The 25,000-nt window shown below is 75.3% G+C and carries 25 protein-coding genes; 17 read left to right on the forward strand and 8 right to left on the reverse strand.

Going from position 1 to position 25,000, the window contains the following annotated elements; all coding sequences use genetic code 11:
- Positions 1-103 precede the first annotated feature (103 nt).
- The 3 genes from O4U47_RS05395 (at position 104) to O4U47_RS05405 (ending at position 5,135) form a co-directional block, all read left to right on the forward strand.
- On the forward strand, positions 104-1,657 hold the full coding sequence (locus O4U47_RS05395) for an aldehyde dehydrogenase family protein (RefSeq protein WP_270676426.1): 1,554 nt from the start codon (positions 104-106) through the stop codon (positions 1,655-1,657).
- Positions 1,658-2,021: 364 nt separating this feature from the next.
- A complete protein-coding gene (locus O4U47_RS05400) occupies positions 2,022-3,344 on the forward strand; it encodes a hypothetical protein (RefSeq protein WP_270676427.1) in 1,323 nt (440 codons plus the stop codon).
- A 135-nt stretch (positions 3,345-3,479) separates the two neighbouring features.
- A complete protein-coding gene (locus tag O4U47_RS05405) occupies positions 3,480-5,135 on the forward strand; it encodes an outer membrane protein assembly factor BamB family protein (protein ID WP_270676428.1) in 1,656 nt (551 codons plus the stop codon).
- A 25-nt stretch (positions 5,136-5,160) separates the two neighbouring features.
- Here the strand turns inward: O4U47_RS05405 and O4U47_RS05410 are convergent, their stop codons facing one another.
- Positions 5,161-6,816, reverse strand: coding sequence for an OmpA family protein (locus O4U47_RS05410; protein ID WP_270676429.1), 1,656 nt, complete (start codon positions 6,814-6,816; stop codon positions 5,161-5,163).
- Between the two features lie 155 nt (positions 6,817-6,971).
- Between O4U47_RS05410 and O4U47_RS05415 the strand changes: the two genes are divergently transcribed.
- From O4U47_RS05415 to O4U47_RS05440, 6 genes are all read left to right on the forward strand, one after another.
- Positions 6,972-7,607: a helix-turn-helix domain-containing protein gene (locus tag O4U47_RS05415; RefSeq protein ID WP_270676430.1), complete on the forward strand. Its 636-nt coding sequence runs from the start codon at positions 6,972-6,974 to the stop codon at positions 7,605-7,607.
- A 63-nt stretch (positions 7,608-7,670) separates the two neighbouring features.
- Positions 7,671-8,849 carry an NAD(P)/FAD-dependent oxidoreductase gene (locus tag O4U47_RS05420; RefSeq protein WP_270676431.1) on the forward strand — a complete coding sequence of 393 codons (1,179 nt, stop codon included), beginning with the start codon at positions 7,671-7,673 and terminating at the stop codon, positions 8,847-8,849.
- On the forward strand, positions 8,842-9,111 hold the full coding sequence (locus O4U47_RS05425; RefSeq protein WP_270676432.1) for a (2Fe-2S)-binding protein: 270 nt from the start codon (positions 8,842-8,844) through the stop codon (positions 9,109-9,111). Before O4U47_RS05420 ends, O4U47_RS05425 begins: the two co-directional genes overlap by 8 nt.
- Positions 9,108-10,454: an FAD-dependent oxidoreductase gene (locus O4U47_RS05430; protein ID WP_270676433.1), complete on the forward strand. Its 1,347-nt coding sequence runs from the start codon at positions 9,108-9,110 to the stop codon at positions 10,452-10,454. Before O4U47_RS05425 ends, O4U47_RS05430 begins: the two co-directional genes overlap by 4 nt.
- 28 nt (positions 10,455-10,482) lie before the next feature.
- Positions 10,483-11,418 (forward strand): dihydrodipicolinate synthase family protein, encoded by a 936-nt coding sequence (locus O4U47_RS05435; protein WP_270676434.1) that lies wholly within the window; start codon positions 10,483-10,485, stop codon positions 11,416-11,418.
- Between the two features lies 1 nt (position 11,419).
- The gene (locus tag O4U47_RS05440; protein WP_270676435.1) at positions 11,420-12,421 is read left to right on the forward strand and encodes a proline racemase family protein; all 1,002 of its coding nucleotides are present in this window, start codon (positions 11,420-11,422) and stop codon (positions 12,419-12,421) included.
- 55 nt (positions 12,422-12,476) lie between these two features.
- On the opposite strand, the gene O4U47_RS05445 is transcribed toward O4U47_RS05440, so the two are convergent.
- Positions 12,477-12,902: a PPOX class F420-dependent oxidoreductase gene (locus O4U47_RS05445; RefSeq protein WP_270676436.1), complete on the reverse strand. Its 426-nt coding sequence runs from the start codon at positions 12,900-12,902 to the stop codon at positions 12,477-12,479.
- Positions 12,903-13,234: 332 nt separating this feature from the next.
- On the opposite strand from O4U47_RS05445, the gene O4U47_RS05450 reads away from it, so the two are divergent.
- Together O4U47_RS05450 and O4U47_RS05455 are read left to right on the forward strand one after the other, a co-directional pair.
- On the forward strand, positions 13,235-13,540 hold the full coding sequence (locus tag O4U47_RS05450) for a chorismate mutase (RefSeq protein WP_270676437.1): 306 nt from the start codon (positions 13,235-13,237) through the stop codon (positions 13,538-13,540).
- Between the two features lie 132 nt (positions 13,541-13,672).
- On the forward strand, positions 13,673-14,575 hold the full coding sequence (locus tag O4U47_RS05455) for a helix-turn-helix domain-containing protein (protein WP_270676438.1): 903 nt from the start codon (positions 13,673-13,675) through the stop codon (positions 14,573-14,575).
- 19 nt (positions 14,576-14,594) lie between these two features.
- Here the strand turns inward: O4U47_RS05455 and O4U47_RS05460 are convergent, their stop codons facing one another.
- Positions 14,595-15,797, reverse strand: coding sequence for a hypothetical protein (locus O4U47_RS05460; protein ID WP_270676439.1), 1,203 nt, complete (start codon positions 15,795-15,797; stop codon positions 14,595-14,597).
- Between the two features lie 107 nt (positions 15,798-15,904).
- Here O4U47_RS05460 and ku point away from each other — a divergent pair, with 107 nt between their 5' ends.
- Positions 15,905-16,927 carry a non-homologous end joining protein Ku gene (gene ku / locus O4U47_RS05465; RefSeq protein WP_270676440.1) on the forward strand — a complete coding sequence of 341 codons (1,023 nt, stop codon included), beginning with the start codon at positions 15,905-15,907 and terminating at the stop codon, positions 16,925-16,927.
- Between the two features lie 20 nt (positions 16,928-16,947).
- Here the strand turns inward: ku and O4U47_RS05470 are convergent, their stop codons facing one another.
- Positions 16,948-17,907, reverse strand: coding sequence for an ATP-dependent DNA ligase (locus tag O4U47_RS05470; protein WP_270676555.1), 960 nt, complete (start codon positions 17,905-17,907; stop codon positions 16,948-16,950).
- Between the two features lie 233 nt (positions 17,908-18,140).
- On the opposite strand from O4U47_RS05470, the gene O4U47_RS05475 reads away from it, so the two are divergent.
- The 3 genes from O4U47_RS05475 to O4U47_RS05485 all read left to right on the forward strand — a co-directional run bounded on the left by O4U47_RS05475 (position 18,141) and on the right by O4U47_RS05485 (position 20,038).
- Positions 18,141-18,944, forward strand: a complete 804-nt coding sequence (locus tag O4U47_RS05475) for a S1 family peptidase (RefSeq protein WP_270676441.1) — start codon at positions 18,141-18,143, stop codon at positions 18,942-18,944.
- Between the two features lie 138 nt (positions 18,945-19,082).
- Complete coding sequence (locus O4U47_RS05480; protein ID WP_270676442.1) at positions 19,083-19,517, forward strand: hypothetical protein; 435 nt, start codon at positions 19,083-19,085, stop codon at positions 19,515-19,517.
- A gap of 128 nt (positions 19,518-19,645) precedes the next feature.
- Positions 19,646-20,038, forward strand: coding sequence for a transposase (locus O4U47_RS05485; protein WP_270676443.1), 393 nt, complete (start codon positions 19,646-19,648; stop codon positions 20,036-20,038).
- A 30-nt stretch (positions 20,039-20,068) separates the two neighbouring features.
- Here the strand turns inward: O4U47_RS05485 and O4U47_RS05490 are convergent, their stop codons facing one another.
- Together O4U47_RS05490 and O4U47_RS05495 are read right to left on the reverse strand one after the other, a co-directional pair.
- On the reverse strand, positions 20,069-20,560 hold the full coding sequence (locus O4U47_RS05490) for a protein-L-isoaspartate O-methyltransferase family protein (protein WP_270676444.1): 492 nt from the start codon (positions 20,558-20,560) through the stop codon (positions 20,069-20,071).
- Between the two features lie 106 nt (positions 20,561-20,666).
- Complete coding sequence (locus tag O4U47_RS05495; RefSeq protein ID WP_408638935.1) at positions 20,667-21,140, reverse strand: hypothetical protein; 474 nt, start codon at positions 21,138-21,140, stop codon at positions 20,667-20,669.
- A gap of 222 nt (positions 21,141-21,362) precedes the next feature.
- Here O4U47_RS05495 and O4U47_RS05500 point away from each other — a divergent pair, with 222 nt between their 5' ends.
- Together O4U47_RS05500 and O4U47_RS05505 are read left to right on the forward strand one after the other, a co-directional pair.
- Positions 21,363-22,280 carry a LysR family transcriptional regulator gene (locus O4U47_RS05500; RefSeq protein ID WP_270676446.1) on the forward strand — a complete coding sequence of 306 codons (918 nt, stop codon included), beginning with the start codon at positions 21,363-21,365 and terminating at the stop codon, positions 22,278-22,280.
- A gap of 166 nt (positions 22,281-22,446) precedes the next feature.
- Entirely contained in the window at positions 22,447-23,148 is a 702-nt protein-coding gene (locus O4U47_RS05505) for an AfsR/SARP family transcriptional regulator (protein ID WP_270676447.1), read from the forward strand.
- A gap of 186 nt (positions 23,149-23,334) precedes the next feature.
- On the opposite strand, the gene O4U47_RS05510 is transcribed toward O4U47_RS05505, so the two are convergent.
- Both O4U47_RS05510 and O4U47_RS05515 read right to left on the reverse strand, forming a co-directional pair.
- Positions 23,335-24,744 (reverse strand): sodium:solute symporter family protein, encoded by a 1,410-nt coding sequence (locus O4U47_RS05510; RefSeq protein WP_270676448.1) that lies wholly within the window; start codon positions 24,742-24,744, stop codon positions 23,335-23,337.
- Positions 24,741-24,938: a hypothetical protein gene (locus tag O4U47_RS05515; RefSeq protein ID WP_270676449.1), complete on the reverse strand. Its 198-nt coding sequence runs from the start codon at positions 24,936-24,938 to the stop codon at positions 24,741-24,743. Before O4U47_RS05515 ends, O4U47_RS05510 begins: the two co-directional genes overlap by 4 nt.
- Positions 24,939-25,000 lie beyond the last annotated feature (62 nt).

A 25,000-nucleotide genomic window follows, 5' to 3' on the forward strand; every position in this document is an offset into this window, starting at 1 on the left:
CCAAGAAGGAGGCTCTGGAGGCGGCCGGCGTGAAGGTCGGCAAGACCCCCAGCGAAAGCGCGGTCCTCGTCCGCGAAGCCGCAGCCGTCGGGAGGGCCGTGCGATGACCAGTGGACCGATGCTCAAACCCGGAACCGAGTGGGACACCGTCTACGCCCGCTGCCGCGACACCGCCCCCGAGGCCTTCGGCCCCGATGGGCCCCTCAACCGGTGGGGCGGCGCCTGGCGGGCGGGCGGCACGCTCCGCCCCTCCTTCTCCCCGGTCGACGGCGGGGAGCTCGCCGGGCTCCCGATGCTGGACGCCGCCACCGCCGAGGAGGCCGTCCGCGCCGCCGCCGATGACCACCGCGCCTGGGCGCGCACCCCGCTGTCCGACCGCCGGGCCCGCGTCGACGCCGCCCTCGACGCCTGGGCCGCCCACCGCGAGACGCTCGCCCTCGCCCTGGTCTGGGAGATCGGCAAGCCGTGGCGGCTGGCCCTGCAGGACGTGGACCGGGCCATCGAAGGCGCGCGCTGGTACGGCGAGCGCATGGAGGCGATGCTGGAGGACCGCGCGCCCCTCCCCGGCCCCGTCTCCAACATCGCCAGCTGGAACTACCCCATGAGCGTGCTGGCGCACGCGATGGCGGTGCAGGCGCTGGCGGGCAACGCCGCGATCGCCAAGACCCCCACCGACGGCGGGCTGGTGTGCCTGACGCTGGCCGTCGCCCTCGCCGCCCGCGAAGGGCTTCCCTTCACCCTGGTCAGCGGCGGGGGCCGGGACCTGTCCCCGGCGCTGGTGCGCGGCCGGGAGATCGGCTGCGTCTCCTTCGTGGGCGGCCGTGACGCGGGCGGGCAGGTCGCCACGGCCGTCGCCGACCTCGGCCGCCGCCACATCCTGGAGCAGGAGGGGCTGAACTGCTGGGGCGTGTGGGAGTACGGCGACTGGGACACGCTCTCCGGGCAGATCCGCAAGACCTTCGACTACGCCAAGCAGCGCTGCACCGCCTATCCGCGCTTCGTCGTCCAGCGCTCCCTGTTCGACCGGTTCCTGGAGGCCTACCTGCCCGCGGCGCGCGCGGTGCGCTTCGGCCACCCGCTCGCCGTGGACCGCCCCGGCGACGACCTGCCCGAGCTGGACTTCGGGCCGCTCATCGGGGCGGCCAAGGCCAAGGAGCTGGCGGACCAGGTCGACGACGCCGTCGCCGGGGGAGCGGTCCCCCTGTACCGGGGCGGCCTGGACGACGCACTGCTGCTGCCGGGGCAGGACGCCGACGCCTACATGGCGCCGGTGGCCCTGCTGGAGCCGCCGCGCTCCTCGCCGCTGTTCCATGCCGAGCCGTTCGGCCCGGTGGACACGGTCGTGCTGGTCGACACCGAGGCCGAGCTGCTGGCGGCGCTCAACGCCAGCAACGGGTCGCTGGTGGCCACGCTCTCCTGTGACGACCCCGAGGCGGCCGAGCGCATCTCCGCGCAGGTACGGGCGTTCAAGGTGGGCGTCAACCGCCCCCGCTCGCGCGGCGACCGCGACGAGCTGTTCGGCGGCTGGGGCGAGTCCTGGCGCGGCGCCTTCGTCGGCGGCGACCTGCTGGTGCGCGCCGTGACCCGAGGGCCCGACGGTGAGCGCCTGCCCGGCAACTTCCCCGACTACACCCTGCGCCCCGACGGCCGGGGCTGAGCGGCCGGGGCCGATCGACCGCCCGCGGATCCTGGCCGCCGGATCCGCGGGCGGGAGCGGTGCGGGACCGGGCGCGTGGCGCGCCGCGGCCCGGACCCGCACCGAAACGCCCGAATCTGGCCGGATCCGGCCAGGGGCGGGGTGATCTGCGCGGCGTGGGGCCGGAAACGGCCGTGGGACGCGTGCGGAGGGAGTAGCGTGCCGCACAGGCAAGATCACCGCCCGCCCGGGGACCGGGCGGCGCGCCCCGCACCGCCCCGGCCGGGTGCCCCCGTGCCCGAGCGGCGTGCGGTGCGCACGCGTCCGCAGGAAGGAGGAGGGCGCCCCGCCCCCGCTGCGCGGTGGCACGGCGCCCGAACCGCCGATGAGCAGGAACGGCCGCGTCCTCACAGCGCTCCTGGCCGCGGCCGCCCTGGCGGCGGCGCTGGCCTGCCTCACCTGGTGGGCGGTCGAGAGGTGGGGCGTCCCCGGCTGGCCGCCCGACCCCGGGCGGGCCACGCTGGGCGCGGGGGTCCTCGCCCTCTTCGTGGGCCTGGTCCTGCTGGCCGTCCTCGCCGGCGGCTCGGCCGGACGGCGCGGGGCCGCCGCCGAGCGCGCGCGGGCCGAGGCCGAGGCCGCCACCCACCGGCGCAGGCACGTGCTCCGCATGCGCCTGCCCAGCGCGCGCAAGGACTACCCGTTCCTGTTCTCGGCGGTGGTCTGCTGGCGCGAGACCGGTCCCGCCGACGGGGCGGAGGGCGCGGCGGTCTGCGCGATCGAGCGGCGCGCCCGCGAGTTCGGTTCCATGGAGCGCCCCGAGGACGCGGACTCCGCACAGTTCCGCCTGGCCGCCGCGCTCGGCCCCGAGCCCGGGGCGCACCCGGGGATCGGCCGGGTCTGGGCCGAAGAGGTGCGCCTGGAGCTGTCCCCCGAGGACGAGGAGCGCCTCACCCGCCTGAGCGACCTGCGCAAGCGCGAGGCCGTCCGCGAGGAGGAGCGCGCCGCCGAGCGCCTGGAGCGCGACTACCTGAGCAAGGAGGTCTTCGCCGACCCCGGCTCGGCCCTGCTGTGGTGGCTCGCGCGCGACCCCGCGCGCGTGGACGAGGCCGCCGACAGGATCGGCACCCTGGCCAAGCTCTCCTCCGCGGCCACGGGGCGGCCGCTGTCCGAGGTCCACCAGGAGCTGGCCGAGGCCGCCGAGCGGGACGACGTGTTCGCCGGTGCCGTGCGCTCGTCCGGTTGGACCTCCGCGCGCGGCGCACCGCCCGCCGATTCCGGTGCCGAGCCGTTCGGGCCCGGGTACGCCGAGCGCGCCTCCGCGCCCGGCATGCGCGACGAGGACCCCGACCGCTGGCTGAAGGTGGCCGGTGCGGTCGCCGACGACTGGCAGGACGACGAGGAGTACGAGGGCTTCCTCCAGCGTTTCGCCGTCTTCCTGCAGTCGAACGGCTACACGGCGAGTGCGCTCCGCCTGCGCCGCGAGCACGACCTCGGGACGGGGTTCGCCCACGCCTTCGACGCCTCCTCGGACCTGTACGGGGATTCGGCTCTGGAGGAGGCCCCGGCCGACGAGGTCTCCGTCGCCGACCACGAGCCCGTCGCCGACGAGCGGGACGGGGAGCCGGGCGACAGGGCGCAGGAGGACCACCAGGAGGACTACTCCGGCGCCGCCCCGGCCCGATTCACGAACGGCGAGCGCCGGTACTGACGAGTCGGGGCCCACAGAGGGCCCGCCACGACCAGCCGATATCCTCGCTCGGCCCCGTCAGGCGGGGAACCGGACCGATCGGCGGCCACGTCCAACAGGGCGCCTGTCTCCCCTCGCCCCCTGGAGGACGAACCGATGAGCCCACGCTTCTGGCAGAAGCCGCGCGGAAAGCGGGGCAAGCGGGACGCGTGGGACGGCACCGCCGAGTTCGTCGAGTGGGTGGCCGACTCCCGCAAGGGCGCGGAGGCTCCCCGCGACGGTGTCGAGCGCGACGAGTGGGGCGTGCCGCTCGACCGGTCGCAGGAGCGCACCACGCTCATGCGGTCCGACCTCCCCGGCTGGCTGCGCGTCTGGATGCGGGGCCCACGCGGCTCGGACGCGCGCTCAGCGCTGCACTGGAGGAACCTGCTCTTCCTGCCGACCGCCCTCATGTTCTCGGTCATGCTCATCGCGGCGCTGGCCGCCTGGCGCATCGAGCGCTGGACCGACCCGGTCTCCGAGATCGGCACCGGCGCCGTGGAGTTCTCCGGCGTCGCCTGGCAGAGCGGGGACGACACGCGTGTGCAAGCGCGCGAGGGCGCGGTCGCCGCGCGCGGCGTGAAGGGGTGGGCGACCGAGGACGGCGTCGTGCGCGCGGACTATCGGGGCCTGACCTCCTATGCGGCCGAAGACGGCGCCCCGATGTGGCGGTACGAGCCCGCGCCGGACGAGATCTGCGCCGTCGACCAGGGGGCTGAACAGGGCCGGGCTCCCGAGGTCGTGGTGCTGCTGCTCGCCCTGGAGGAGGACGAGGTCGACCACCCCGACGGGGACGGGAGGCGGATCCGCTCCTGCGACACGGCCGTCGCCGTCGACCTGTCCGACGGCCGGGAGCTCTGGCGGGCCGGCGTCGACCGGGACCAGGAGGGCGTCGTCACCGTGGCCGGTGTGTGGACCGTGGGCGACCTGGTCCTGGTCAGGTGGGGGGAACGCCTGTCCGCCATGGACGCCGCCACCGGCGGGCACGTCTGGTCGGCCCCACGGGCGGGCGGTTCGGCGGAGGACATGTGCAGCCTGATGTCCGTGCGGGCCCGCCCGGGAGAGGGCGACCTGGTCGGCTGGGTGCGGTGCCTGGAGGACGGGGTGAGCCCCTACCTGGTCGTGCTGGACCCCTCCGACGGGTCCGAGAAGGCGCGGGTGGAGGCACCGGAGGGCTATTCCGGCGGCACCCACGAATACCGGCTGGTGTCGGCGGATCCCGCGGTCGTGGCGGTCGACGGGCTGCTGCACGACGACGTCGGGCACCACCTGCTGGTGGTGGACCCCGGCAGCGGCCGGACACGGCGCATCGACGGGGAAGGGGGCGCGACCTGGCTCTCGGACCCGTGGCGGATCGACGTGGCGGACGCCGGAGTGCTGGCCGAAGAGGGGACCGCGTACGCGGCCACGGACGTGCGCGACGGCACCGGCCGCATGGTCGCCTTCGACATCGCCTCCGGGGAGCGGACGTGGTCCGCCCGCCTGCCCGAGGACACCCGCGTGCGCCCGGTCGCGCTCGACGGCGGCCGGATCCTGGCGCTGGGCGCGGAGCGGGCGTCCCCGGGGGAGCCGGTGACCACCGGACCGGTGATGGCCTTCGACACGGCCAGCGGGTCGGTCACCCGGATCTCCGGGGACATCGCCCACGGGGTCGACATCGGCGGGGAGTCCCCGGAGACCGTGTGGGACGGGGGGACGATCTACGTCCTTCCGGAGCCGGTGCCCACCCCGGAGGACGGTGGACCGTCCCCGGCGGTCGTCGCCGTCCGGTGATGAGGCGGGCGGCGACGACCGGCCTTCACTCTTCGATCGGGACGTCCTCGAACGTGCCGAACGGCCCCGCGTTGAACGTCACCGAGTCCACCTCGGGCGGCGGGGCGGGGACGTAGTAGTAGCCGTACTGGAGCGTGTCCTTCTGCCGCGTGGGCGGGAACGGCCCCGCGCCTATGGCCGCGAAGTGGGTGTCCTCCCTGTCGGCCTTGACGTCGATATAGGTCGTGCCCGTCGCCGGATCGGTCACCGAGAACGGGAAGTCGCCGAAACCCGAACTGAGGGGCGAGTCGGTCCGCGCCAGCCGTTCACCGTCGTGCGCGATCGCGAAGCGCGTGACCAGGAAGGCGCCGTCCCGGTAGAAGGGGTAGACCTCGATGCTCCAGGTCCTCTTGTCGGCGCCGACGTAGGGCTGGGCGACGCCCTCCTCGGAGGCCACGGGTTCGAGGCCGGCGTGCGAGTGGAAGGTGCCGGGGCCTGCGACCTCCTCGGGGTCGGTGCGCCCGATCTCCTCCTCGCCCTCCTCCGCGGTCTCGGTCTCGGTGACGGCATCGTCCTTGAAGGCGTAGGAGATCTCCACGCGGCGGTTCGCGGCGCGCGCCTCCCCGTCGTCGTCGCCACCCTCCGAACGGACCGGGTCCGAGGAGCCCTTGCCGACGGTCTCGTACTCGTATCCCGAACCGAGCCCGTCCTCGAGGATGTCCTTGACGGCCTCGGCGCGCTCCTCCGACAGCTCCTGGTTGTAGGCGTCGTCCCCGATGCCGTCGGTGTGGCCGGTGATGGTGATCGGCGGCTTCTCCGGGTCCGCGCGCTCGCGCGTCTCCTCGACGACGTCCTTGAGGACGTTCGCGGCCTCGTCGTTCACCGCCGCCTTGTCGAACTCGAAGAGCACGTCGGTGCGCAGCGCCACGGTCTCCCGCTCGGTGTCGGCCTCGCGCCGCTGGACCACGCCGACGGTCGAGCCGGTGAGCTCCAGGTACCCCTTCTCGACGTCCAAGGGCTCGGGGTCGCCGGTGGCGACCGGGTAGGTGAAGGTGTCGCCCTCGCTCGGCGCCTCCTCTGGGGGCTCGGTCGGGTAGTCCTTGGGCTCCCCGTCGACGACCGGGACCCCGGCGAACTCGCCGATCCCGCCCGGGGCGCGGACCGTGACCGTGTCGACGCCCTCCTCCAGCGGGGGCGAGAAGACGACGATCTCGTAGGTGACGCCGGGGATCCACTGGTCCTCGCTGAACCGGGGCAGCCGTGTGCCGAGGTCGGTGTAGACCCCGTACATGTGCTGGCGGACGGTGTCGATGAGCTGGAACTGGCTGATGGTGCGGGCCGCTGCCGCGTGCGAGGAGAAGATGTTCTGCTCGACGTCCACGGGCCCGTCCTCGAGGCTGGTGAACTCGACGGTGGTGCGCGTCCGGTCGCCGAGCCGGGCGACCTCGGCGATCTCCACGCGCGCCTTGAGGTGGGTGTCCCACTTGCCGACGTATCCCTCTTGGACGAACCCGCCCTCCGGGACCGTGGGGCCGGAGCCGCCGTCTCCGCCTCCGTCACCGCCCCCGTCCCCGCCTGGCAGAAGCGAGCACCCGGTCAGTACCAGGGCCGCGGTGAGGGGGAGCGACACGAGGGCGAGCGTGCCCCGTCGGGGTCTGTGCCTGCCGTTCGGCGCGTCGGTGCGGGTTCTGCTTCCGTGCATGTCGAGGTCTCCTGAGTCGGGTCTCCGTCCGTGGCCCCGGTGGGGCACCACCCGACACTTCGGACGCGTCCCGTGCACGGATGGTTCTCGGGCGCACGCGAATCGTTATCGGCACCCGCCCGGTACCCTCCTGGGGACCGAGCCGAGGAGGTGCCGTGGAGCGGGAACAGGGCGGCCGCGTGCTGGCCGCCAACCTTCGGGCGCTGCGCGAGCGGTCGGCGCTGTCGCTGTCGGAGCTGGCGCGCCGCTCCGGCATCGCCAAGGGGACGCTGTCGCAGCTGGAGTCCGGCTCGGGCAACCCCACCATCGAGACGGTGTTCAGCTTGTCGAACGCCTTGGGGGTGCCGGTCTCGTCCCTGCTGACCGAGCGCGAGGACCCCGAGGTGGTGCTGGTGCGCTCGGACGGGCTGGAGGTGCTCAGCAGTAGCGCCGTGGACCTGCGGATGCTGCGCCGGATGGACGTCACCGAGCGCGTGATCGAGCTCTACGACCAGCGGGTCCGCCCAGGGGAGCGGCAGTACTCCTCCGGCCACCCCGGCCGCGAGCACGTGGTGGTCACCGCCGGGGTGCTGCGCGTGGGCCCGCCGGAGTCGCCGTACGAACTGAACCCCGGCGACTACGTGTGCTTCCCGGCCGACCGCCCGCACATCTACGAGACCGCGGGCGGCCCGGTCACCTCGGTGCTGCTGCTGGAGTACCCCGCCGACGCGGGCCCACCGACCCTGGGCGGCTCCTGCCCCGCCGAGGGCGCCGCGCATCCGGGGGAGGGCGCCCAACGGGGATTGACGTAGGCCACACCGGCTGCCTACCCTCGCGGGTGTTCAGTTCATTGAACACCCGGTTGGGGGTGCGACGTGACCGGACACCCGGACGCCGTCGTGGTCGGCGCGGGCATCGTCGGCGCCGCGTGCGCCGAGGCCCTGGGCCGGGCGGGGCTGCGCGTCACCGTCGTCGAACGCGGCGCCCCGGCCGGGGCCACCACCGCGAGCGGCGAGGGCAACGTGCTCGTCTCCGACAAGGAGCCCGGCCCCGAGCTGGAGCTCGCCCGGTCCTCCCTGCGCCGCTGGCCCGACGTCCTGCGCGGGGCCGCCGCCGTCGCCCCGGACGCCCCGGACCCCGAATGGGACCCCAAGGGCGGGCTCGTCGCGGCCCTGGACGGCGGGGCCGAGGAGCCGCTCACCGCCTTCGCCGCCGCCCAGCGCGCCGCCGGGGTCGACGCCCGCGCCATCGGCGGCGACGAGGCCCGGGACCTGGAGCCCGGCCTGTCCCCCGAAGCGGGCGCGGCGGTCCTCTACCCGCAGGACGCCCAGCTCCAGCCGGTCGCCGCCGCCACCGCCCTCCTGGCGGCCGTGCGCGCCCGGGGCGGCCGGGTACGCCACGGCACCGCCGCCCTCGGCCTGGTGCGCGGCGCCTCCGGGGCGGTCGCGGGCCTGCGCACCGACCGCGGCACCATCCCGTGCGGGGCCGTCGTCAACGCGTGCGGCCCCTGGTCGGGCGACTTCTCCCGCCTGGCCGGCGCCCCCGTCGACGTCCGGCCGCGCCGGGGCATGGTGCTCGTGACCGCCCCGCTCCCGCCGGGCACCGTGCGCCGGAAGGTCTACGACGCCGACTACGTGGGCGCGGTGGGGGCGGGGGAGGCCGACCTGCGCACCTCCACCGTGGTGGAGTCCACGCACGCGGGGACCGTGCTGATCGGCTCCAGCCGCCAGCGGGTCGGATTCGACGACACCGTGCGGGTGGAGGTGCTGCGCGCCATCGCGCGCAAGGCCGCGGCCCTGTTCCCGGCACTGGCGCGGGTCCCGGTGATGCGCGCCTACGGGGGGTTCCGCCCCTACACCCCCGACCACCTGCCCGTCATCGGGGAGGACCCGCGCGTCCCCGGCCTGTGGCACGCGACCGGCCACGAGGGGGCGGGCGTCGGCCTGGCCGCGGGGACCGGGCACCTGCTCGCCGCCCTCGTCACCGGCGCGCCCGCAGACACCGACCCGCACCCGTTCCGCGTGCTCCGAGGAGAGGAGGACGGCCGTGAGTGAGCATCTGACCGTGACGGTCGACGGAGAGAGGGCCACCGCGGTCCCCGGGCAGACCGTGGCCGCGCTGCTGATCGGGCTCGGGCGCCGCTCCTGGCGCACCACCCGGGGCGACGGGCGGCCGCGCGGCGTCTTCTGCGGGATCGGCGTGTGCTTCGACTGCCTCGTCGTCGTCAACGGCGAACCCGACGTGCGGGCCTGCCGCCGCCGCGTCGCCGACGGGGACGCCATCCGGGTCCAGCACGGGGCGGAGACCCCGTCATGAGCGCGCCCCCGCCCGTCACCATCGTCGGCGCCGGGCCCGCCGGGCTGGCCGCCGCCCGTGCGGCCGCCTCCGCCGGGGCCCGGGTCCGCCTCATCGACGCCGAACCCTCCCCGGGAGGGCAGTACCTGCGCGGCGACGCCCTCGCCGGTCCGCACGGCGGCGCGGCGGGCCAGGGGGCCCACGTACCCGACGGCGCCGAACACATCTCCGACACCGAGGTGTGGGCCCTCGAACCGCTCCCCGGCGGCGGCGCCCGCCTCCACCTGCGCAGCGGCCCCGCCGACGGCTCAGGGGGCGCCCGCACCGCCGACGCCCCGGTCCTGGTCCTGGCCACCGGCGCGCACGACCGCGTCCTGCCCTTCCCCGGTTGGGACCTGCCCGGCGTCGTCACCGCCGGAGCCGCCCAGGCCCTCGCCAAATCCCAGCGCACCGCCATCGGACGCACCGCGGTCGTCGCCGGGACCGGGCCGTTCCTGCTCCCCGTCACCCGGTCCCTCATCGGCGCGGGCGCGCGCGTGGCCGCCGTCCTCGAAGCGAACGCGCCCGTGTCCGGCTGGCTGCGCTGCGCCGGGGGCGCCGCCGCGGGCTTCGGCAAGTTCGGCGAACTCGTCGGCCACACCGCCGTCCTGGCACGCCGCCGCGTCCCCTACCGCACCCGCACCGCCGTCATCGCGGCCCACGGCGACGGCGTTCTCGAAGCGGTGACCACCGTGCGCCTCGACCCCGGATGGCGCCCGCTCCCCGGCACCGAACGCACCATCGCCGCCGACGCCCTGTGCCTAGGGTTCGGCTTCACCCCGCGCTTGGAGCTGGCCGTCGCCGCAGGGTGCGCGACCACCGGCGGATTCGTCCGCGTCGACGCCGCGCAGGCCACCTCCGCGCCCGGGGTGTTCGCCGCCGGGGAGCCGACCGGCATCGGCGGCGCCGCGCTCGCCGCCGCCGAAGGGGAGGTCGCCGGAACGGCGGCCGCGCGCGCTTGCGGGCACCCCGTCGTAGCACCGCTGGGCGCCCTGCGCCGCGTCCGCGCGGGCCGCCGGTTCGCGGCCGCGCTCGCCGCCGCCCACCCCCTCCGCCCCGGCTGGACGCGATGGCCGCGGGACGACACCCCCGTGTGCCGCTGCGAAGAGGTGACGCTGAGCGACCTCCACGCGGCCGCGCGCTCCGCCTCGGGCGGGCGCGCCTTCAGACTCGCCTCCCGCGCCGGACTGGGCCTGTGCCAGGGCCGGGTCTGCGGCCGCAACACCGCCGAGCTCATCGGCCTCACCGACGACGACGCGCAGCGCTTCGACCGCCGCCCCATCGCCGTCCCCGTCCGCCTCGGCGACCTCGCCGACGGCACCTGAACCGCCGCCACCAGCAGGGAGAAGCAGCATGCCCAATGACCTGCCCGATGAAAGGCTCGACGGCGTCATCGTCGCCACCGCCCTGCCCTACGCCCCCGACGAGCGCGCACCGGCGGGCCTGCGCGTCGACCTCGACGCCTACGCCGAACACTGCCGCTGGCTCATCGACAGCGGATGCCGGGGTGTGGGCCCCAACGGCTCCCTCGGCGAGTACTCCTCCCTGGAGGCCGACGAGCGCAGGGCCGTGGCCCGCACCGCCGTCGAGGCGGTCGGCGGCGACGGGGCCGTCGTCGTGGGCGTCCACGGCGCCGGCGCCCACCAGGCCCGTATGTGGGCCGAGCGCGCTGCCGAGGACGGCGCCGACGGCGTCCTCTGCCTGCCGCCCACCATGTACCGGGCCGGCCGCGCCGCCGTCCTGCACCACTTCGAGCAGGTCGCCTCGGTCGGCCTGCCCGTCATGGTCTACAACAACCCCTTCGACACCAAGGTCGACCTGGCCCCCGGCCTCGTCGCCGAGATCGCCGCCATCGACAACGTCGTGGCCGTCAAGGAGTTCTCCGGGGACGTGCGCCGCGTCCTCGAACTGCGTGAACGCGCCCCGGACCTGGCCGTCGTCGCCGGGGCCGACGACGTCGTCCTGGAATCCCTGCTCATGGGCGCCACCGGCTGGTTCGCCGGGTTCCCCAACGTCTTCCCGGCCGCCTCGGTGCGGCTGTACGGGCTCGCCCGCGCCGGGCGCCTGGAGGAGGCGCGCGCCCTGTACGAGCCCCTGGTGGGCGCGTTCCGCTGGGACTCGCGCACCGAGTTCGTGCAGGCGATCAAGCACGGCATGGACATGGTCGGACGGTACGGGGGCCCCTGCCGCCCGCCCCGCAGCCCCATCACCGGGCAGCGCCTCGCCGACCTGGAGGCCGACGTGCGCCGCGCCATGGCCCACCTCGACGCGCACCCCGCGGCGGCCTGAGATGCGGGCCGCGCGCTACTTCTCCGCCGTCGACTCCCACACCGAGGGGATGCCGACCCGCGTCGTCACCGGCGGCGTGGCACCCGTGCCCGGCGCCACCATGGCCGAGCGCCGCGCCCACTTCGCCGAGCACCTGGACCATATCCGGGAGCTCCTCGTCAACGAGCCCCGGGGGCACCCCGCCATGAGCGGGGCGGTCCTGCAGCCGCCGCTGCGCCCCGACGCCGACTGGGGCGTGCTGTTCATCGAGGTCTCCGGGCTGCTCCCGATGTGCGGCCACGGCACCATCGGCGTGGCCACCGTCCTGGTGGAGACCGGGATGGTGGAGGTCGCCGAGCCGGTCACCCGCGTCCGCCTGGACACCCCCGCGGGCCTGGTCACCGCCGAGGTCGCCGTCGAGGACGGCCGCGCGGAGGCGGTCACCTTCCGCAACGTCCCGGCCTTCGCGGTGGAGACCGGCGCCTCGGTCACCGTGCCGGGCCTGGGCGAGGTCGCCTACGACATGGCCTTCGGCGGCAACTTCTACGCCGTCGTGGACATCGCCGACCTGGGCATCCCCTTCGACCGCGCCGAGCGGGACCGGATGATGGACGCCGGAACGGCGATCATGGCCGCCATCAACGGGCAGGCGCGCCCGGTGCACCCGGCCGACCCCGGGATCTCCGGGTGCAAACACGTCCAACTGGTCGCCCCCGGGCGGGACGGGGCCGACGCCCGCAACGCCATGGTCATCCACCCCGGCTGGTTCGACCGCTCGCCCTGCGGCACCGGCACCAGCGCGCGCATGGCCCAGCTGCACGCGCGCGGTGAACTCCCCCTGGGCCGCGACTTCGTCAACGAGTCCCTGATCGGGACGCGCTTCACCGGCCGCCTCGTCGAGACGGCCGAGGTCGGCGGCGTGCCCGCCGTCGTCCCGACCATCACCGGCCGCGCCTGGATCACGGGCATGGGCCAGTACCTCCTCGACCCCCGGGACCCGTTCCCGCGCGGGTTCACCCTCTAGCCGGGGATTCCGCCCGGCCGCCGCGCCGGACGCCTGACGCGCTCCCGGAGCGCGCTCACCCCGTCATGTCGAAGTGCGCGATGACCTTGTCCGGACGCAGGCGCGCCACGACCTCCCCGGGGACGCCGTTGCGGCGGCCGAACTCCTCGGCCCGCTCGCGCCCCATATAGCGCGCGGCGATCTCCGTGGCCGTGCGCAGCAGCTCCCCGGGGTCCTCCGAGAGCGTGGCGCGCCCCTGCAACTGGACGAACGCGAACGGCGGCTCCTCCAGGTCGACGCTGACCGCCACACGCGGGTCCCGAGCCATGGAACGCCCCTTGGCGGTGTCCCTTCCGGTGTTGAAGACGATCTCCCCGTCCTCGACGATGAACCAGACCGGAGCCACCAAGGGGCGGCCGTCGGATGCGGTGAAGGCGAGCTTCGCGGTGCGCGTGCCCTCCATCAGGAAGTCGCGCACGCGGGTGTCGTTCAAGGATGGCATGCGGTCACGGTAGTCCGGGAGCGGCCGCGCGGACGGTGTGCGCGCGCGTGTGTCGTGGAACGGGAACGGGGCCCGGCCGCGCCGACGGGGGAGGCGGCTCTGCGCGCTTGCGGTACACTCTCCGTCGTGACCTGCCAGAAGCACCGCTATACGTTTACCGAGCCGGCCCGGGTGCGGCCGGCCGCTGGAGCGTGAGCAGAGCGGTCGACGGGTCCCGAGCCGGCTGAGAGCGAGAAGGCGACGCCTTCCGCTCTTTTTCTTTTTCCAGCGGTCGGCTCCCCTTTGGCCAGGTGGGCGGTCGGCCGCCCCCAGGCCGAAAGGAATCAGCGACGATGACCCCCACCGACGGCGCCACCGAAGCCGACGCCCCGCAGGTGCAGGAGCTGCGCGGGCACATCGACCAGGTCGACGCCCAGCTCGCCGAGCTGCTCGAGCGGCGCGCGCTGCTGGCCGCACAGGTGCAGCGCCTCAAGCCGGTCGGCGGGTTCGCCGGACGCGATGAGGGCCGTGAGCGCAGCCTCGTCGCCGCCATGGCCCGCCGCGCCCCGCGGCTCGGGGAGCGGCGCCTGTCCCGCATCATGCGCGCCGTCATCGAGGCGGGCCTGGACGCCGCCGAGCAGGACCGGTCGCGCTCCTGACCACCGAGGGGGCCGTGGCCGACCGCGGGGGCGCGTGGTAAGAGAGGGGCGTCCTGGAACGGGCCCGAGCGCACGGAGGTGGCCGTGGCCGACGGGAGTGCACCGGCCGCCCGCACGCGGCCGCCGGAACCGGTGAGTCAGACGACGATGGAACTGCTGCGCACCGGCCCCTTCCACGAGGCCCTGCGCGCGGCGGTCCAGGACAGCGGGCTGACCCTGGAGGGCCTGCAGCGGCGCATCCACAGGCGCGGGGTGCGGGTCAGCCTCACCGCCCTGAGCTACTGGAGGCAGGGCCGCAGCAGGCCCGAGCGGCCCGATTCGCTGCGCGCGCTCCGCGCCATCGAGGAGATCCTGCGCCTCCCCGACGGCTCCCTGCCCGCGCTGCTCGGGCCGCCCCGTCCGCGCGGGCGCTGGGCCCGCAGGGCGGGCCGCGGGGACGTGGGCCCCGGTGGCTTCGCGACCGCCCCGCCGGGACCCGGGGCCCCGGTCGCCTGCGACACCGCGCTGCGCGCGTTCTGCCAGTTGGACAGCGTCCGTGTGGGGGCCGACCGGTCGATCCGGAGGGTAGGCACCCGCATGGTCCTGCGCGCGCTGGACGACGGACCCGAGCAGTGCACGGTCGTCTACAGCGGAGAGCCGGGCGTGCCGCCCTCGGCCATCCGGCCGGAGGCCGTCGAGGGCTGCACGGTGGGGCGGGTCCGCCGCCACCCGCATGACCCCCTGGTCGCGGCGGAGCTCCTGTTCGACCGCGCGCTGCACGCCGGGCAGACGCACCTGATCGAGTACGCCTTCACCATCACCGACCCGACCGCCAGCAGGGACTTCCGCAGGGCGTTCCGCTACCCCGCGCAGACCTACGTCCTCGATGTCCGCTTCGACCCTGGAGCGCTGCCGAGCCGGTGCTTCCGCTTCTCCCAGTCGAACCCCGCCTCCCCCGAGGTGGTCGAGGGCGAACTCGACCCGGCCCCGTGCGGGTCGGTGCACATCGCCGAACACGGCATGGGCGGAGGAGTCCTGGGCATCGGCTGGGACTGACCGCGCTTCACAGCAGGGTTCACCGCTGGGCCGAGAAGGCCTCCACGAGCCGGCGGAAGTCGTCGTCGGCGTACAGGGCGATGCTCTTGGCCCCGTGGTCCACCTCCACCCGTACCGGGCGCAGGTCGGGGCGGGCGTCGGGGGCGCCGTCCGGGCGCCACCAGAAGACCTGGTCGGTGATGGGCTTGTCGCCCTGGACGAAATGGGCGGCCACCTCCTGCAGGGTCTCCAGCGCGGCGATCGGGTGGTGCCCTCCGATCGGGTGGGCGATGACCACCTGCGGCACCGGCAGGGCGACCAGCGCCCCCGATGGCGGCGCCCCGCCCAGCGCGCGGTCGAGTGCGTGCACGTGCGCCGCCATGTACGGGTGCTCACCCCCGATGTGCACCAGCGGGATCCCGCCCGGCCCCTCGTGCGGGGTGATCTCGGCGGGCTCCTCCACCGAGTTGCGGATCGCGGCCTGGAAGGCCTGCTCGGGGGAGGCGCCGGTCCCGTCGAGGGCGGAGCGCTGGAGCGCCTGCACACTGTCGGGGAAGTCCACGGCGACCGTCTCCCACAGGCCCGGTGCCAGCTCGCGCGTCACGAGTCCCGCGCGGATCTCCTCGGTCAGCGCCGACTCCGGGTACAGCCGCAGTCGCAGCGCCTGCACGCCGTCGCCGGACACGCTCTCCGGCTGGTGCGACGCGCGCCCCAGGTCCCGTGCGCAGTCGCGGGCGAAGTCCGCGGCCAGCGCTTCGACGTCGGCCATCGGGCGCCCCTCGACCGCCGAACGGTAGCCGCGGGCGTCGACCTTTCCCGCGAACCCCTCCGTTTTCAGCCCGATCGTCCCCGGGTCGAGGAAGACCGCCGAGAAGCCCTGCCCCGCCAGGGCCCGCAGCACCGTGTGGCCGACGGTGTCGTCCTGCGGCAGCGGGTAGTGCGTCCCCAGGGGAACACCGCGCCGCCGGAAGCCGCGCATCATGCCGCGGACCACGCCCGCCGCGAACTCGGGCAGATCGCCGGGCGGCAGGCCCGCGGCCTCCCGGGAGGCGTCGGCCAGGTCCAGGTCGGTGGTGCCGCCCCCGGGCAGCGCCATGCGGAACCCGGCGGGACCGATCTGCTCGGCCTGGATGCGCTCGCGGGAGAACGCCTCCAGAAGGGCGGAGGCGAAGTCCGGCCCCGGGGCGCCCTCGGCGGCGTCGCGGCGGTGCCGGCCGTGCGCCGGCGTCATCTCGTCACTCACGCCTTTGCGACGCTGTGCACCCCCGGCGCGGTTCCCGTCCCCCTTTACCCGGACGGAGCCGTGCTTTACCCGGCACGGGTGATGATGGCGGGGAGGGGGTGGCTACCGTGGTCAATCCTGTCTGGACCGGCACCCTGACGTTCGGAATGGTGTCGCTCTCGGTGCGGCTCTACAGCGCGCGCGAACGGCACGGACCGGTCATGCACCAGTTCCAGCGCGGAACCTCGGACCGGATCCGCTACAAGCGGGTGAACGAGCGGACCGGCAAGGAGGTCTCCCGAGACGACATCGTCCGCGGCGCGCGCGTGGACGAGGGCGACGGGGAGGACTATGTGGTGCTGGAGCCCCAGGACATCGAGTCGATCCTCCCGTCGCGCTCGCGCGCGATGGAGATCCGCGGGTTCGTTCCCCGCAAGCAGGTCGACCCGCTCTGGTACGCGGCGACGTACTTCGTCAGCCCCAAGGAGCGTGCCGCGGCCAAGCCCTACCGCCTGCTGTGCTCGGCCCTGGAGCGGACCGGGCGGCTCGGGCTGGCGACGTTCAACATGCGCGACCGCGAGCACCTGGTGCTCGTGGGGCCGCAACAGGGCGTGCTCTCCGCGTCCACGCTGTGGTGGCCGGACGAGATCCGCGACCCCGAGGACGTGATGCCGTCGATCTCCGAGGCCGACCTCAGCGATTCCGAGCTCGGGCTGGCCGAGCAGCTCGTCGAGGCGATGGCGACGGACTGGGAGCCCTCCGACTACACCGACGCCTACCAACAGCGCCTGGAGGAGCTGATCGAGGCCAAGAGCAAGGGCCGCACCATCTCCTACGAGGAGGAGGAACCCGAAGAGAAGGGCACCGTCGTCCAGCTCACCGACGCCCTCCGCGAGAGCCTCAAGGAACGGAAGAAGAACGGGAAGGGCTCGGGCGGCAAGCAGAAGGGCGGCGCGTCCACACGTGCGCCCAGCCCGCGCCGATCCCAGGAAGGCGGGGACGCGGCGGGCCGATCCGGGAGGCGGACGAAGAAGGAACTGCTCAAGGAGGCCGGGGACCTGGAGATCCAAGGCCGCTCGAAGATGAGCAGGGACGAGCTGGCCGAGGCGGTGGAGGAGGCGAGGAACGCCCCCTCACCCGCGGCACGCTGAACCGCCCCGGCCCCTGTCCGTCACCCGCCCCGGTCCGATTCGATCTCCAGGCCCCGGGGAACGTCGCCCGGCGCCAGGTCGGGGCGGGGCCGGACATAGCGCACCAGGTGGCGCCACTTGCCCCCCGACACCGACACGTCCGGCTCGATCTCCACCACCAGTTCCGGTTCGACACGCGTATAGCGCTGGCGCGACTCCCGCCCCCAGGCCGGTCCGAGCGTGCGGGGCCACGGGTGGTCGTCGCCCGCCTTGGCCAGAAGGCCGTCGAGCCCCTCCCGCTGCGCCTCGTCCAGATCGGACGTGCGCCCCACCGGCCGCAGCGCCCCCGTCTCCGGGTCGCGGCGCCCCAGGATGAGGGCCCACGGATGGTCCGGACGGCCCACCACGCCCCCCACCACGGCCTCGGTGGTCGTCACCCGCTTGACCTTGTCCCACCCGCGGCGCCCGGGCCGGTAGGAGCGCCGGTCGTCCTTGATGACCAGCCCCTCGATCCCGCTGTCGGCCAGCCCGTCGAACCATTCGCGCGCCGTGGCCGGGTCGCCGGTCTGCCAGCCCAGGACGAGGTGCGGGTCGTCGACGCCCTCGAAGAGCCGTTCCAGCCGGGAGCGGCGGTGGCCCAGCGCGCGGTGGGCGAGGTCGGCGCCGTCCTCGCGCAGCAGGTCGAAGAGGACGATATGGCACGGCTCCTCGGCGGCCAGGCGCCGGGCCGACCGGGGCGAGGCGCGGTTGCGCCGCTGCAGCGCGGCGAAGTCCAGGCGGCCGTCGGCCCAGCGCACGATCTCGCCGTCGGCGAGGACCCCGTCGGGTAGCTGGGCCTCCAGAGCGGCGGCGACCTCGGGCCAGCGCGTGTCGAGTCGGCGGCCCCGGCGCGACATGAGGCGGGTGGGGCCGGTCGACGCCAGCGCGCGGAAGCCGTCCCACTTCGGCTCGTACACCAGGTGCGGCCCTTCGGGCAGGACGGGCACCGTCCGCGCCAGCATCGGCTCCACATGGAGACGGTGCCCGGCAGCCGACCAGGGCAATCGTCGGCGGGACGGGGGCGGCGGGCGCCGCGATGGGCCTAGGCAGGGGAGGGTTCCGCGCCTATCGTCGCGACTGTCCCGCCGTATCCGGCGGCCCCGGTGCCGCGCCGACCGGCGCGCCGCGCCCTTCGGGCGGACGGCGACCGCGTCCGCCACATCCCCTGGAGTCCTCCCCCACCGCGAGGAACGCCATGCCCCACATCCCCCTCACCCTCCGAAGAACCCGACCCGTCGAACCGGCCCTGCACGCCCTGAAGGGCGCCTCCGCCGCAGCGGCGCCGACGGCCGCGCTCGCCGCCGCGCTCCTCGCGGTACCGGCCCCCGCCGCCGCGGACGGGACCGACACTGGGCGAACCGACACTGGGCGAACCGACACTGTGCAGACCGACACTGGGCGGACCGGCACTGGGCGGACCGACACCGCGCAGGCCCAGATCGTGGCCGGAGACCCCTTCTTCAACGACTCCGCTCCCGTCGGACGCCGCTGCACGATCGGCGCCGTCGTCACGGTCGGCTTCCTGGCCGACGCGGGCTGCGGGTCCGCGGGCGACCGGGTCAGCGGCCGAGACGGCGGCACCGGGACCGTCGCCTGGAGCTCCAGGGAGAGCAACGTGCTGCTCGTCGAGGCCGACGACGACTGGAGGCCCACGCCCTACATCGGCACCCCCGGCGGCGTGCAGGGTGTCGTCCGGGGCACCACGGAGGCTCCCGTGGGCGCCTCGGTCTGCCGGACCGGGCCGACCACCGGGTGGCACTGCGGCACCATCCAGGCGAAGAACCAGACGATCCGCACCCCCGACGGGTACGTGTACAACGCGACCCGCACCAACGTCTGCGCCGAACCCGGGGACCAGGGCGGGGCCTTCTACTCCGGCGGCCACCTCCAAGGGCTCACCCTGGGCGGCTCGGGCGATTGCTCGACGGGCGGGACCACCTTCTTCCTGCCGATCAACCCCATCCTGTCCAGGTACGCGCTCACGCCGGTGACCGGCTGAAAAGCGTTGCACAACGGCGCCCGATCCGTGATGCCCGTTCGGCGCGCCGGGGCGACAATGGAGTCCAGGAGTGAAGAAGGGGCCCGCGCCCGGCGGGAGGCCCGCGCGGACGTGCGGCCCCGACGGGAGGTGGATGCCATGTCCACGATCGCTCACGCCCGCTCGCACGCGCTCGTGCACGCCTGGCGGGGCCTGGTCTCCGGCCTGGCGGGCGGCGTCGTCTTCGGGGCCCTCATGGCCGCCACGGGCATGCTCCCGGCGGTCGGCATGCTGGTGGGCACCGGGAACGCGGTCGCCGGCGGCGCGGTGCACCTGGTCATCTCGGCCGGGTTCGGCCTGGTCTTCGGCCTGATCGCGGGCGCCGTCGCCGACCGCCCCGGAGCGGTACTGGGCGCCGGGGCCGTCTACGGCCTCTTCTGGTGGGTGGTGGGGGGCCTGGCCCTCATGCCGGCCATGCTCGGCATGCCCATGTTCCAGATGAGCGCGGGCGCCTGGACCAGCCTGCTCGGCCACCTGCTGTACGGCCTGGTCACCGCGGCCGTCCTGATGTGGATGAGCCACAAGGAGGTGTGAGGCGCGAACGGGGCGCCGCCCCCGCCCGGCGCGGGGGCGCCGCCCCCGCCCGGCGCGGGGGCGCCGCCCCCGCGCGTCCGGGCCGGTGCGGTGGCGCGGCGGCGCCGCGAGTGGCAGGCTGGTGAGGCGTGGCCGTACGTGACCGAATCACCGATACCGAATGGTCCCTGTTGACGCCGCTGATGCCCGTCGGCGCCGGGGGAGGAGAGGCGCAGGGGGACCTGCGCCGCGTGGTCGAGGCGGTGCTGGAGCGCCTGCGCACCGGCTGCCCCTGGCACGAGCTGGGCGGCACCACCGCCGAAGGGGAGGCCGCCGCCGAGTGGTACCGGCGCTGGAGCGCCGACGGCACCTGGCAGCGCATCGCCGACCGCCTGCGCATCGACCCGGCGACCGGCCGGAGCCTCCTGGACCGGCCCCAGGTCGATGCGGCGTGCGCGGTGCGCCCCGCGCCCGCCGCGGTCTGGATGGGCGCCCGGTGCGCCCTGCGCCGCGCACACCGCCGGCACGGCGGCCCCCGCTGAGGGGGCGCCGCCGGATCCGGTGCGCGCCCGTCACATCTGCGGGGGGACCGCGGCCCGGCCGCCCGGGGTGAGCTGGGCCCACCAGGCGGCGGGCGGGCGGCCGACCGGTTCGGTGGACACGATCCGGTCGTAGGGCGCGCGCCGGGCCTGCCCCTGCTCGGGGCGGGCGATGAACACCTGCGCCGGGCAGCCCGCCTGGGCGAGCCGCCAGCGCGCGGCCGCCGCCTCGGCGGGGTCCGCGGTCGTCGCCGTCACCAGCGCGGGGTCGCCCGTCCGGTGGCAGATCAGGGCGGTGGCGTAGCCGCTGCCGCAGCCCGCGTGCAGGACCCGCATGCCCGGGCGGATGTCGGCGCTGTCCAGCACCGTGAGCAGGGTGGCCAGGGCGGGGTCGGGGCCGACCGGGTCCGGGGACCACAGCGGCCGCGCGGAGAAGAGGCGGCGGGGGACGGCGGCCACGGCCGGGCGCCAGGCGGCCGGCGCGTAGCAGGCGGCGTGGGCGCGGGACAGGGCGGTGGTGGACACGGGGGCGCTCCGGGTGCTCGGGGAACGGGGCAGGGCGCGAGCGGGGTGCACCTAGAGTAGTCGGTCCGCGCATGTCCGTGAGGGGAGGGGCGCCCCGGGCGGGCCGTCAGCCGGGGGTGCGCGGGTAGCCCGGGATCGCCCGGCTCACCAGCCACGCCACCACGCCGCACCCGGCCCCCACCAGGGTGCCGACGAACAGGCTGCTCACGAAGGAGAACCCGCGCATCAGGAACCCCTCGGCCGCGGGAGGCAGGACCCCTTCCAGGCCGCCGCCGAGCGCGGGCGGTGTGTCGAACGCCCAGGCCCAGGTGGCCTGGTGCGCCACCGCCAGCAGTACGCCGTAGGCGACCCCCACCGCGATCAGGGGCACCAGGGGGTTGGGGACACGCCGCCACAGGACGACGGCCACCCACACGGTGAGGGGCGCCCAGACGAGGAAGGCGTTGCCCGCCGCCCCCACGAGGCCCAGATCGTGCGCGACGACCCGGGGGACCCCGAGCAGGGCCAGCCCGATGACCCCGAGTACCGGTAGGCCCAGACGCCCCCGGGAGCCCTGCGCTGCTCGACCGCTCACCTTCAGTCCTCCTGTCACGCCGTCGCACCGTGCGCGGCGCCGCCGCACATGCCCGGCGGCCCGCGACATGTGAGCCTAAGAAGCCGATCGGGCTCCGCGCCTCACTCTGTGCGCTGCAATCGGCCTACATCGCGGGATGTACACGGGCGGCGGCACGTGCACCTCCGGACGGCCCACGCGGCCCCGCCGCGATCCGGGATCCATCACATGGCCGATAGGATCGGCGGAATGACCGATCGGACCACCAATGGGCGCCCCGACCTCGACCAGCTGCGCACCTTCCTCGCGGTCTACCGGGCGGGCTCCCTGACCGCCGGCGCGCGCCTGGCCGGGGTCTCCCAGCCCACCGCCACGGCCCAGGTCCGGGCCCTCGAAGCGCGGATGGGCCGCCCGCTCTTCGAGCGCCTGCCGCGCGGCGTGGCGCCCACCCTCGTGGCCGACGACCTGGCCGGGCGCCTCGCCGGGCCGATGGACGCCCTGGAGGCGGTCGCCGGTGCGCCCGAGGCCCCGGCCCCCGTCCCGCCCCTGCACCTGGGCGGCCCCGCCGAGATGCTCTGCGCCGCGGGCCTTCCCGCGCTGGCGCCGCTCATCGACAAGGGGGTGCGGCTGCGGGTGGCCACCGGACTGGCCGACGACCTGCTGGCCGGGCTGCGCGCGGGCCGCCTGGACCTGGTCGTGTCCTCGGTGCGCCCGCGCGGGCGCACCCTGGTCGCCGAGCCGCTCGCCGACGAGGACTTCGTCCTCGTCGCCGCCCCCTCCTGGGCCGAGCGGCTGGACCGGGAGCGGCTGGCCGCCGAGGGGCCCACCGCCCTCGACGGCGTGCCGCTGGTGTCCTACGCCGAGGACCTGCCCATCCTGCGGCGCTACTGGCGCCACGTCTTCGGGGAGCGGCTGACCGCCACCCCCGCCATCACCGTGCCCGACCTGCGCGGCGTGGCGGCGGCGGTCGCGGCGGGCGTGGGGGTGAGCGTGCTGCCCCGGTACCTGTGCGTGCGGGAGCTCGCCTCGGGCGCCCTGGTGGCGCTCCTGGAGCCGGAGGACCCGCCGATCAACACCGGGTTCCTGGTGCAGCGCGCGGGCGGGCAGACCCACCCGCACCTCGGGCTGGTTCGCGACCGCCTCAAGACGGCGATGCGGCTGTGCTGAAGGGAGACCGGCGGCCGGGCCGCCCTGTGCACTGGGGATCGCGGAATGTAAGATCATAATCGCCCATAGTGACGGCTCTGTGGTGGGGCCGTCGCGACCGGCGCCCGGCGGCTCCGCGAGCCGTGGGCCTGCAGCGCGGAGACGGACCGACGGAGGCGGACCGACAGTGAGGCCAACCCCCGCCCGTCCCCCGGCCCCGCCCGCCAGGGGCGAGGGGACCTCCGGCGACACCGCCTTCCGGATCCTCGGCCCCGTGCGGGCCGAGCTGGCCGCGCACCCCGTCCCCCTGCCGGGGGGCAAGCAGCGCACGCTCCTGGCCGCGCTGCTCGCCCGGACCGGGGCGGGGGTGCCCGCAGGGGAACTGGTGCCCTACATCCTCAGCGGAGGCGGGCCGGAGAACCCCGAGGCGGCTGTGTACACCTACGTCGCCCGGCTGCGCAGCGCGCTGGCGCGCCATGCCGGCTGCCCCGGCCTCGTGCGCACCACCCGCGGCGGCTACCGCGTCGACCTGGGGCCCGACCGGCTCGACCTGTCCGCCTTCCGCGGCCTGGCCGAGCGCGCGCTGCGGCGCATCGACCGGGTCGACCTGCGCGGCGGGGCGGCGGACCTGCGCGACGCCCTGGCGCTGTGGCGAGGGCCCGCCGCAGACGGCCTCGGGTCGGCGGCCTTCCGCGCGGCGGTGGCCGGACCACTGGAGGCGGAGGCCGTCCGGGTGCTCGACCGCTACCTGGACGTCATGTCGGCCATGGGGGAAAGCGCGGACGCGCTGGCCGAATTGCGCGTGATGGCGACGGTCCACCGGGGCAGGGGCGCCCTCGGGCGGAGGCTGGGGGAGGCCCTCCGGGAGCGCGGCGAAGGCGCCGCGTGACGGCGCCGCATGACGGCGTCGCGTGACGGAGCTCTGCGCCACCGATCCGTCGCCGTGCGTCCGATTCTTGGAAACGCATGGATTCCGTTCGGTCTGCGCGCATAAACCGAACACCGGTGGGCAGAAGATGCGGCAAGGGTTGCATCGGCCGGGTGGGGCGGAACTTCGGTTCCGCCCCACCCGGTTCTACGTGCGCCCGGACGCGCGCTGGACCAGGGCGCCCGCCCCGACGACGGCCAGGTTGGCCGCCAGCCCGTACAGTCCGGCGTTCACGTCGGCGATCGCCGCCCCGTAGACCGCGGACAGAGCCAGTGTGACCGCGACCCCGGCCGTCATGCCCGCCAGGACCACCCAGGGGTGCACCGGGCGCCGGCGCCACAGGGCCAGCGCGATCGCGGGCGTGATCTGCACCAGCCCCGCGTACGTCAGCAGGATCAGGTTGGCCAGCAGGTCCGGCCGCAGCAGCGCCAGCAGCAGCGCCGCGAGGCACGCCGCGACCACGGTCGCATGATTGGTCCAGAACTGCGCCCGGAGCGAGCGCGCCGGGACCACGTTGCGTGCGACGAGCGTCGAGACGCCGATGGCCATGCTCGCCGCAGGCACCATCGACGCGATCAGCGCCGCGACCGCGACGACCCCCACCAGCGGCTCGGGCAGCATCTCCCGCACCAGGGTGAGCAGCGACCCGTTGGGCTCGGTGTCCTCGGACAGCACCAGCACCGCGGTGAACCCGATGACCATGGGGAACGCGACCACCACGGTGAACAGCGGCAGGAAGGCGTAATTGCGCCTCAGGGCACGCGCGCTCCCCGCGCTCAGGACGCTGTTCCACAGGAAGGGCAGCCCCATCAGGCCGAATCCCAGCACACTCACCAGCGCGCTGGAGAAGAACCACACCGGTCCGGCCCCGTCGACCTGGAGCGTCAGCAGTTCCGGCCGCTCGGCGGCCAGGCGCTCGAACACCCTGCCCACACCGCCCGCGTAGTGGACCGGCACCGCGACCGCCAGCGCGCCGATCACCAGCAGCGTGACGGCGTCCTTGAGGTAGGCGGTGGCCACCACGCCACGCACCCCGGCCCACAGGACGAACACGACGACCAGCGCTGTCCCCGCCGCCATGCTCACCGCTCCGGAGGCGGCGTCCCCCGTCACCAGCTCCAGCACCAGCCCCAGGCCGGTGATCTGCAGCTGCAGGTAGGGGAAGAGGAACAGCAGCGCGAAGACCGCCGAGACCGCGCCCAGCGCGCGGCTGCCGTACCGGTCGGCGAGGAAGTCCCCCTGGGTCAGGTAGCCGCGCTCCTTGCCCAGCCGCCAGATGCGGGGGCCGACGAAGAACAGCAGGATGTAGCCGACCGCCAGGTAGGGCACCACGTACAGCGCGGCGACGCCGCCGGTGAACACCAGGCCGACCAGGCCGAGGAAGGTGAACGCGGTGAAGATCTCGCCCGCCTGGAGGAACCACACCGTCGCGGCGCCGAAGTTGCGCCCGCCCACGGTCCAGTCCGCCAGGTCGCCGGAGGGGCGGCGCCGCCCGAGCATCCCGCACAGGGCGATCACGGCCATCCCGGCCAGGGCGATGGCGAGGGTGGTGCTCATGCCCCGCCCTCCTCGCGCTCGTCGCCGCGCGCGATGAACAGCAGCGCGGGGGTGACCAGCAGGCACCACAGGACGACCCACACCAGCATCGGGGGGAGCCCGAGCCAGAGGCCGCCGGTGCGGAGGAAGGGCAGGAAGGGGGTGGCCATCAGCGCCGCGGCCGGAACGGCCGCGGCCAGGTGCCTGCTGCGCAAGGCGGCTCCCGACGCGCCTGGAGGGAGGGGCGCAAGCGACCCTAGGCCCCGGCCCCCGGCGG

Source organism: Nocardiopsis suaedae, assembly GCF_027706745.1.
GTDB lineage: Bacteria > Actinomycetota > Actinomycetes > Streptosporangiales > Streptosporangiaceae > Nocardiopsis_A > Nocardiopsis_A suaedae.

Excerpts from the sequence above, each read along its gene's own strand:
- O4U47_RS05440 (WP_270676435.1), top strand. The coding sequence starts at position 11,420 with ATGCGGGCCGCGCGCTACTTCTCCGCCGTCGACTCCCACACCGAGGGG.
- O4U47_RS05475 (WP_270676441.1), top strand. The coding sequence starts at position 18,141 with ATGCCCCACATCCCCCTCACCCTCCGAAGAACCCGACCCGTCGAACCG.
- O4U47_RS05395 (WP_270676426.1), top strand. The coding sequence starts at position 104 with ATGACCAGTGGACCGATGCTCAAACCCGGAACCGAGTGGGACACCGTC.
- O4U47_RS05500 (WP_270676446.1), top strand. The coding sequence starts at position 21,363 with ATGACCGATCGGACCACCAATGGGCGCCCCGACCTCGACCAGCTGCGC.
- O4U47_RS05445 (WP_270676436.1), bottom strand. The coding sequence starts at position 12,902 with ATGCCATCCTTGAACGACACCCGCGTGCGCGACTTCCTGATGGAGGGC.
- O4U47_RS05430 (WP_270676433.1), top strand. The coding sequence starts at position 9,108 with ATGAGCGCGCCCCCGCCCGTCACCATCGTCGGCGCCGGGCCCGCCGGG.
- O4U47_RS05510 (WP_270676448.1), bottom strand. The coding sequence starts at position 24,744 with ATGAGCACCACCCTCGCCATCGCCCTGGCCGGGATGGCCGTGATCGCC.
- O4U47_RS05405 (WP_270676428.1), top strand. The coding sequence starts at position 3,480 with ATGAGCCCACGCTTCTGGCAGAAGCCGCGCGGAAAGCGGGGCAAGCGG.
- O4U47_RS05450 (WP_270676437.1), top strand. The coding sequence starts at position 13,235 with ATGACCCCCACCGACGGCGCCACCGAAGCCGACGCCCCGCAGGTGCAG.
- O4U47_RS05400 (WP_270676427.1), top strand. The coding sequence starts at position 2,022 with ATGAGCAGGAACGGCCGCGTCCTCACAGCGCTCCTGGCCGCGGCCGCC.
- O4U47_RS05410 (WP_270676429.1), bottom strand. The coding sequence starts at position 6,816 with ATGCACGGAAGCAGAACCCGCACCGACGCGCCGAACGGCAGGCACAGA.
- O4U47_RS05470 (WP_270676555.1), bottom strand. The coding sequence starts at position 17,907 with ATGCTGGCGCGGACGGTGCCCGTCCTGCCCGAAGGGCCGCACCTGGTG.
- O4U47_RS05480 (WP_270676442.1), top strand. The coding sequence starts at position 19,083 with ATGTCCACGATCGCTCACGCCCGCTCGCACGCGCTCGTGCACGCCTGG.
- O4U47_RS05435 (WP_270676434.1), top strand. The coding sequence starts at position 10,483 with ATGCCCAATGACCTGCCCGATGAAAGGCTCGACGGCGTCATCGTCGCC.